Consider the following 7,763-nt stretch of genomic DNA (forward strand, 5'->3'; position numbering starts at 1 on the left):
ATTTGCGCATGCTATGTCTTGAAAGCGTTTAGAAATTCACCAGATTGAATGCGAGGCCCAGACCGATGTGTGCCGCCAAGCGGGCGCATCATATTCAGGGCGCTTGAGATAAAGGAGATTGCTATGGACTTAAACAAGTTCACCGAGCGGGCACGGGGGTTCGTACAGGCGGCGCAGACAATTGCGCTGCGCGAGGGGCACCAGAGACTGGAGCCCACACATATACTGAAAGCATTGATGGATGACGATCAGGGGCTGGCCAGCAACCTGATTTCACGCGCGGGCGGTGCGCCCAGCCGCGTGGTCGAGGCGTTGGACGCGGCCATGGGGAAAATCCCGAAGGTCAGCGGCGACGCAAGCCAGATTTACATGGACGGCCAGACTGCCAAAGTTCTGGACGAGGCGCAGAAGATCGCCACCAAGGCGGGCGACAGCTTCGTGCCGGTCGAGCGCGTTCTGATGGCGCTGTGCATGGTGAAGTCCAAAGCCAAAGAGGCGTTGGAGGCCGGTGCCGTATCCGCACAGAAACTGAATGAGGCGATCAACGACATCCGCAAGGGTCGCACCGCTGACAGCGCGTCGGCGGAAGAGGGCTATGACGCGCTCAAGAAATACGCACGCGATCTGACCGAGGCTGCGGCTGAGGGCAAAATCGACCCGATCATCGGGCGAGACGAGGAAATCCGCCGCTCGATGCAGGTTCTGTCGCGCCGCACCAAAAACAACCCGGTTCTGATCGGGGAACCCGGCGTCGGTAAAACCGCGATCGCCGAGGGCATGGCTCTGCGCATTATCAATGGCGACGTGCCAGAATCGTTGAAAGACAAGAAGCTGCTGGCGCTCGACATGGGCGCGCTGATCGCCGGTGCGAAATACCGTGGTGAGTTCGAAGAACGCCTCAAGGCGGTTCTGACCGAGGTCACTGAAGCCGCCGGTGAGATCATCCTGTTCATCGATGAGATGCACACGCTGGTCGGTGCCGGGAAGTCCGACGGCGCAATGGATGCCGCCAACCTGATCAAGCCTGCGCTTGCCCGGGGTGAGTTGCATTGTATCGGCGCGACCACGCTGGACGAGTACCGCAAATACGTCGAAAAAGACGCGGCCCTTGCGCGTCGGTTCCAGCCTGTGATGGTCACCGAGCCGACGGTTGAGGACACGATCAGCATCCTGCGTGGCATCAAGGAAAAGTACGAGCTGCACCACGGTGTGCGGATTTCCGACTCGGCGCTGGTATCGGCGGCGACGCTCTCGCATCGTTATATCACCGACCGCTTCCTGCCCGACAAAGCCATCGACCTTGTTGATGAGGCGGCGTCGCGTCTGCGGATGGAGGTGGATTCCAAGCCCGAGGAGTTGGATCAACTCGACCGTCAGATCCTGCAGATGCAGATCGAGGAAGAGGCGCTGAAGCTTGAGGATGACGCGGCCTCGAAGGATCGTCTGGAAACCTTGCAAAAGGACCTGGCCGACCTGCAGGAAAAATCCGCCGAGATGACCGCCCAGTGGCAGGCCGAACGCGACAAGCTTGCGGGCGCGCGTGATCTGAAAGAACAGCTCGACAAAGCGCGGGCTGATCTGGAGATCGCCAAGCGTGAGGGCAACCTGGCGAAAGCGGGTGAGTTGTCTTATGGCATCATCCCCGAGCTTGAGAAAAAGCTGACCGAGGCCGAAAACGCCGAAAGCAACGCCATGATGGCCGAGGAAACGGTGCGTCCGGAACAGATCGCTTCGGTGGTCGAACGCTGGACCGGTATCCCGACCGCCAAGATGCTGGAAGGCGAGCGTGAGAAACTGCTGCGGATGGAAGACGATCTGCATTCGCGCGTGATTGGTCAGGATGCGGCGGTCACTGCCGTGGCCAACGCCGTGCGCCGCGCGCGCGCGGGTCTGAACGACGAAGGCCGCCCGCTGGGTTCGTTCCTGTTCCTCGGCCCGACCGGCGTGGGTAAGACCGAGCTGACCAAGGCCGTGGCGAACTTCCTGTTCGACGATGACAACGCGATGGTGCGCATCGACATGTCCGAGTTCATGGAGAAACACGCTGTCGCCCGTCTGATCGGTGCCCCTCCGGGCTATGTCGGCTATGACGAAGGCGGTGTGCTGACCGAAGCCGTGCGGCGCCGGCCCTACCAGGTCGTGCTGTTCGATGAGGTCGAAAAGGCGCACCCAGACGTGTTCAACGTGCTGTTGCAGGTTCTCGATGACGGCGTTCTGACCGATGGTCAGGGCCGCACCGTCGACTTCAAGCAGACGCTGATCATCCTGACGTCGAACCTTGGGTCTCAGGCACTGAGCCAGTTGCCCGAAGGCGCCGACAGCGCGCAGGCACGGCGGGATGTGATGGATGCGGTCCGGGCGCATTTCCGGCCCGAGTTCCTGAACCGTCTGGACGAGACCATCATCTTTGATCGCCTCAAGCGGGCCGACATGGATGGCATCGTCGATATCCAGATGGCACGTCTGCAGAAACGTCTGGCTGCCCGCAAGATCGAGCTGGCGCTGGACGATGGCGCAAAGGAATGGCTGGCAAACGAAGGCTATGATCCGGTCTTTGGTGCCCGTCCGCTCAAGCGGGTGATCCAACGTGCCCTGCAGAACCCGCTGGCCGAAGCCTTGCTGGCCGGTGAGATCAAGGATGGCGAAGCCGTTCCCGTGACCGCCGGGACCGATGGCCTGATCATCGGCGACCGGTTGGGAACGTCGGAACGCCCCCGCCCGGATGATGCCGTCGTGCACTAACTGGCGCCCTAGTACTGAAAGACCCGCCACCTCGGCGGGTCTTTTTTATGTCCCGGCAAAGTGCCGATTCAGAAAGCCGGCGATTTCCGTCAGTGAGGCATCTGCCTCGGGGATATCCGGGTAGAATTCGAACACGTGCCACATGCCCTCCCAAATGCGCAGGGTGCAGTCCGCGCCCGCCTCGCGCAGAAGGTGGTCCAGACGCACGCAACCGCTCAGCAGGTGATCGCGTGTTCCGCTGGTCAGGAAGACGGGCGGAAAATCGACGTCGAACGAACCGTAGATCGGTGAGACGTCAGGGTGCGTCGGGTCGGCGTTCTGGGGCACGTAACAGGACCGGAAAAACTCGATTTCCGACTGGTTGAGGAACGGGTCGCGGTCAGCCCGTCCGCTGTCTCCGGGGTTGATTACATCGACAAACGGCGACAGTAGGGCCAGCGCCTTTGGTTGCGGTCCATGAGTTGCACGCAGTCGGTGAAGCGCGGCCAGCGCCAGATTGCCGCCAGCAGACTCTCCGCACAGGCAGGTGCCCGGTGTTTCGGCCAAAACGGACGAGATTACCGCAGTGCAGGCATCAAGCGCGGCCGGGTAAGGGTGTTCGGGGGCCAGCGGATAATGTGGCGCTATCACTACAGCCCCGGTCTTCGCGGCGAGCGAAGCGGAAATCGGTAGGTCTTCGAACGGGCTGCCCAAGGTGAACCCGCCGCCGAACAGATAGACTAGTTTTCGGCCCACGCGCGGTTCAGGTGGCGTGATGACCATGCATTGCACGCCTGCGATTGTCTGCTCGGACAAGGTGACGCCGGTCTTTTTAACAACTGACGCGCACCCCTGTTCGCTTTCCTTGCGCAACAAGGCCCGAAGGTCGTCCAGAGGTTGGCTCAGATCGCGGTTTGGGGCCTGGGCGGCAAAGGCCTCGGCTTCGGGACTGATCAGGGCAAAGGTGGGGGAGGGATGGTCTTTGGTCATAGTGGTAGCTTGAGAGGGGGCAAAAGACCCGCCTGCAAAGGCGGGTCAGAAACGGCCTTATATCAGTGCAAATATCCGGGCCGGACCGCCCGTGCCGCCGACATGTTTGGGCGCGCCGATAACCAGCGTGGCACCGGCGGCTGGCACCCGGTCCAGACCGGCCATGTTTTCGATCCCGAAACGGCCGGTTGGCAGCCACGCATAATGCGTGGCGAAATCCGTTGAGGGGCCGTGGTCCAGAGATAGGGTGTCCGATGCGATCGACCGCGCGCCGGTTTCCTCCATCAGCATCTGCGCGGCCTCGACATGGAAACCGGGATAATGCTGTGCTTCACCATCAAATCCGCGATAAGCATCGCTGTCGGCCTTGGCGGCCCAGCCGGAATAGAGCGCAACGCACGCACCGTCCGGAATATCGCCATTGGCCGAAATCCACGCCCTCAGGTCATCCGGGGTCAGCAGCGTGTCCGCGTCCTCGGCCGCGCGGGCCGCGATGTCCACGACACAGAGCGGTGCCACGAGATCCGAGACCGGGATTTCATCCACCGAGGCCCCGTCTGCCGAGAAATGCAAAGGTGCATCAATATGCGTGCCGGTGTGTTCGTTCACCACCATCCGCTGCACGTTGAAGCCGTGGTCTGCGAAGTTGAAAACCTGTTCGGACGCGTATCCCGGCTCTCCGAAATAGGTCGGGAAATCGGGACTGATCGTGTGGGTCATGTCCTCGATCCCGCCATGGCCTGCAGCCAGCGCCGCAGGTGCGGCAGCCCCGGTTGCGGCAGCGGCCACGCCGGTGGCAGCGGCGGCTTTGAAAAACCCGCGTCGCGACAGCATGCGGTCCTTGACGGCGTTCATTACGCAAATGTCACACATTCGTCTTCTCCCTCTGAGGTTCTTCAGCTGTTGGGACGGGCAGGCCATCCGCTTTTCGTCTTCAGTACCTGAGGATCAGCCTGCATTTTTGCCGCAAGCGTTGTAAAGCCCGGGAAGGATGTAGGCGCCGCCACGGCCGCGCCTGCAAGCACTTACGCAAATCGGGCTTAGTAGCCGCCTGTCTGGCGGCTTTTGCGCAGGGCGCGCAAGTCTTCCGCGCTCATGCGTGGGGCGTCCTCGTTGTCCTGCCTGGACTTTTGATTGGCCTCGATCACCTCGGACAGTTTCGGTGCCGTCTCGCGCAACCTCAGATACCCCAGTACCCCGCCCGCGCATTGCAGGCTGAAAGCCCATGTCCCGATCAGCATGTAGAGTACGAACAGGCCAAGCAGCGACCAAAGGGGCCGGATCGAGGCCATGCCCTTGGTCATGTCTTCAAACTCCTGCAGTTCAGCCTGCAGGGAACCGAAATAGTCCAAGGCGATCATCAGCGCGATCAGAAGCACGTGCAGGGCGATCATCCCGACATAGCTGAAGATGGTCAGCGCAAACAACGGGCCGAACGAGGCGCGAAAATGCCGGAAAGGTGTATAGTGCATACCGTCCGGGTCCCGTCCGATCGAGGCAGATGTGATCGGCACAAGTAGGCTGGCCCGGATCGAGCACACCGACAGAAAGACCGCTAGCAGCCCCAGCAGCCCAGGAATTGCCCAGGACGGGTCGACATATTCAAGCGCCAGGTCGGCGACTTCACTCTGTTGCAGAATGTCCGGTGAAATCACGAATATTGATGCCGCAACGATCACGCCAACAATAAGCGTCACGCTTACACCCTCGACGGCGCCATATATCACCGCCGGGGTGAACAGCCCCTTGATGCCCGTGCTGGGCTTTACGCCTTTGACCTGCAGCCCCATCCTTGTCCCAAGCAGGGTCGGAACGACGCTGGAAGAGGCCATGATCAGGAACGTAACGATGAAGGCAAATGGCGGAAAGATGAGGCCCAGCAGAAACCCGACCAGGACTCCGACCAGGTTATAGAGGGTCAGGGCAATAAACATGACCGGCAAGACAACGGCCAGGCGCCAGCAAATGGACAGGGACAAAGGGAACGCTTTGGCAAACAGCACTGTAGTAATCTCTTATCGGTATTCGTTTAACTGTCGGCGTATCCAAGCCGCACAGGCTGCGCCAGTTCTTTTCAGAAGGGATTGTCAAATGCAGGGCGGCAATGTGTCATTTTGGAATCGCAGTGACCGGCCGACGGACCTGATACGTTACAATCTCGTCTCTCAATCGTGACGCCTGTTTCCTTGGCTCTGTGCTATCAGCGGATTACCTCACTATCCGAGGATGTTTGACGACTGGAGACATACATGGCGCATCGCTGGACCAATACACTGACACATGCTGACGTCACCCCCCGGGCGGCGTTTCTGAACCGGCGGCAGGTCATGGCCGGGCTGGCAGGTGTCGGACTGGCAGGGATGACGCGGGGGGCCGCGGCGCAGGAGGCGCTGGAGCCGAACACCTGGGAAGAGATCACCTCGTACAACAATTTCTACGAATTCGGGACCGGTAAGGACGATCCGGCCAAATATGCCGGCGCCCTGACCACCGAGCCCTGGAGCATCAGGATTGACGGTCTGGTCGATAATCCGGGTGACTATGACTTCAAGGCCATCCTGTCCGAAATGACGGTCGAGGAGCGCATCTACCGCTTCCGCTGTGTCGAGGCCTGGTCGATGGTGATTCCGTGGAACGGGTTCGAACTGGCCGATCTGCTGAATATGGCGGGTGTGCAGGACGGCGCCAAATTTGTGGCCTTTGAAACCGCAGTGATCCCGGATGAGATGCCGGGCGTGCGCTATCCGATTCTGGACTGGCCCTACCGCGAAGGTCTGCGTCTGGATGAGGCGATGCATCCGCTGTCCATAATGGCGACCGGCATCTACGGCCGTCCGATCCCGAACCAGAACGGCGCGCCGCTGCGTCTGGTGGTGCCGTGGAAATATGGCTTCAAGTCGATCAAGTCGATTGTGCGGATCACCCTGACGGATGTTGAACCGCCCACCAGCTGGAACATGTCCAACCCGCGCGAGTATGGCTTCTATAGTAATGTGAACCCGAACGTGGATCACCCGCGCTGGTCGCAGGCCTCGGAACGCCAGATCGGCGGTGGGTTGTTTGCCAAGCGGATCCCGACCCTGATGTTCAATGGCTACGAGAAAGAGGTCGCGGGCCTGTACGAGGGCATGGATCTGGCGGAATACTATTAAGCCTATGCAGCGGGTGAATCAGATATTGCGCCGCATCCCCGTCTGGGCGGTGTATCTGCTGGGGGTGCTTCCGGCCCCCTGGCTGTTCTATCAGGCACTGACCGGAGGCTTGGGTGTCGAACCGATCGAGGCGCTGGAGCATCGGTATGGAGAACTGGCGCTGCAATTGTTGATCGCTGTGCTGGCGATTTCTCCGCTGCGGCGGTTCCTTGGTCTGAACCTGCTCAAGTTCCGCCGTGCTCTTGGCGTGCTGACATTCACTTATGTCAGTCTGCATCTGCTGGTGTGGCTTGTTCTGGACGTGCAGGTACCCAGCCAGATCTGGGCCGATATTCTCAAACGTCCTTATATTACGGTCGGGATGGCGGCGTTTGTCCTGATGCTGCCACTGGCGGTGACATCGAACAATCTGTCCGTACGAAAACTGGGGGCCCGGTGGCGCAGCCTGCAGCGACTGGTCTTCCCGGCGGCGATCCTGGGGGGGGTGCACTATGTCATGCTGGCCAAGGGCTTCCAGATCGAACCGCTGGTCTACTTGTCCCTGATTATCGGTCTGTTGCTGCTGCGTGTTCCGTTTGCAGGTCTGCTGACTCGGCCGCGTGAGGCCGATTCCGCCTGACTCGCGACCGAGTCTGTGGGTAACCCTGTGCAAAAGCCTGGATTCGGGGTGGGGTCAGTAGGGAAACGCGCAGCCGGCGCAATTTGTGAATCTGTAGTTAATTGTTTTTATTGTAAAAAATACGTTTTTGCGGTTTTTTGCAGGTTTCTCGAATTTTCCACTTGCGGCTAGTGTTGGTTATACTTAGAACCCCCTTCACCGGCGCTGCTGAGGCGCTCGGGACACACCGGTGAGACGGTGGGACGCATCGGAGAGACGGTGGAGACACACGGGAGAGACTG

The 7,763-nt window shown here is 60.3% G+C and carries 6 protein-coding genes; 3 read left to right on the top strand and 3 right to left on the bottom strand.

What is annotated here, in order from left to right; genetic code table 11:
* Positions 1 to 123: 123 nt before the first annotated feature.
* On the top strand, positions 124 to 2,742 hold the full coding sequence (gene clpB, locus ACR0KW_RS21395) for an ATP-dependent chaperone ClpB (RefSeq protein WP_480806815.1): 2,619 nt from the start codon (positions 124 to 126) through the stop codon (positions 2,740 to 2,742).
* A 45-nt stretch (positions 2,743 to 2,787) separates the two neighbouring features.
* Here clpB and ACR0KW_RS21400 read toward each other — a convergent pair whose 3' ends face one another.
* The 3 genes from ACR0KW_RS21400 to ACR0KW_RS21410 all read right to left on the bottom strand — a co-directional run bounded on the left by ACR0KW_RS21400 (position 2,788) and on the right by ACR0KW_RS21410 (position 5,714).
* Positions 2,788 to 3,711, bottom strand: a complete 924-nt coding sequence (locus ACR0KW_RS21400) for an alpha/beta hydrolase (protein ID WP_480806816.1) — start codon at positions 3,709 to 3,711, stop codon at positions 2,788 to 2,790.
* A 57-nt stretch (positions 3,712 to 3,768) separates the two neighbouring features.
* Complete coding sequence (locus ACR0KW_RS21405) at positions 3,769 to 4,584, bottom strand: cyclase family protein (protein WP_480806817.1); 816 nt, start codon at positions 4,582 to 4,584, stop codon at positions 3,769 to 3,771.
* 167 nt (positions 4,585 to 4,751) lie between these two features.
* Complete coding sequence (locus ACR0KW_RS21410) at positions 4,752 to 5,714, bottom strand: hypothetical protein (RefSeq protein WP_480806818.1); 963 nt, start codon at positions 5,712 to 5,714, stop codon at positions 4,752 to 4,754.
* A gap of 246 nt (positions 5,715 to 5,960) precedes the next feature.
* Here ACR0KW_RS21410 and msrP point away from each other — a divergent pair, with 246 nt between their 5' ends.
* Positions 5,961 to 6,863 carry a protein-methionine-sulfoxide reductase catalytic subunit MsrP gene (gene msrP, locus ACR0KW_RS21415; RefSeq protein ID WP_480806819.1) on the top strand — a complete coding sequence of 301 codons (903 nt, stop codon included), beginning with the start codon at positions 5,961 to 5,963 and terminating at the stop codon, positions 6,861 to 6,863.
* Positions 6,864 to 6,867: 4 nt separating this feature from the next.
* Entirely contained in the window at positions 6,868 to 7,482 is a 615-nt protein-coding gene (gene msrQ, locus ACR0KW_RS21420) for a protein-methionine-sulfoxide reductase heme-binding subunit MsrQ (RefSeq protein WP_480806820.1), read from the top strand.
* The last annotated feature ends 281 nt before the right edge of the window (positions 7,483 to 7,763 follow it).

This window comes from Ruegeria sp. CG11 (assembly GCF_056537245.1).

What these genes read in the sequence shown, in the direction of transcription:
- ACR0KW_RS21405 (WP_480806817.1), bottom strand. Translation starts at nt 4,584, where the DNA reads ATGTGTGACATTTGCGTAATGAACGCCGTCAAGGACCGCATGCTGTCG.
- msrQ (WP_480806820.1), top strand. Translation starts at nt 6,868, where the DNA reads ATGCAGCGGGTGAATCAGATATTGCGCCGCATCCCCGTCTGGGCGGTG.
- ACR0KW_RS21400 (WP_480806816.1), bottom strand. Translation starts at nt 3,711, where the DNA reads ATGACCAAAGACCATCCCTCCCCCACCTTTGCCCTGATCAGTCCCGAA.
- clpB (WP_480806815.1), top strand. Translation starts at nt 124, where the DNA reads ATGGACTTAAACAAGTTCACCGAGCGGGCACGGGGGTTCGTACAGGCG.
- msrP (WP_480806819.1), top strand. Translation starts at nt 5,961, where the DNA reads ATGGCGCATCGCTGGACCAATACACTGACACATGCTGACGTCACCCCC.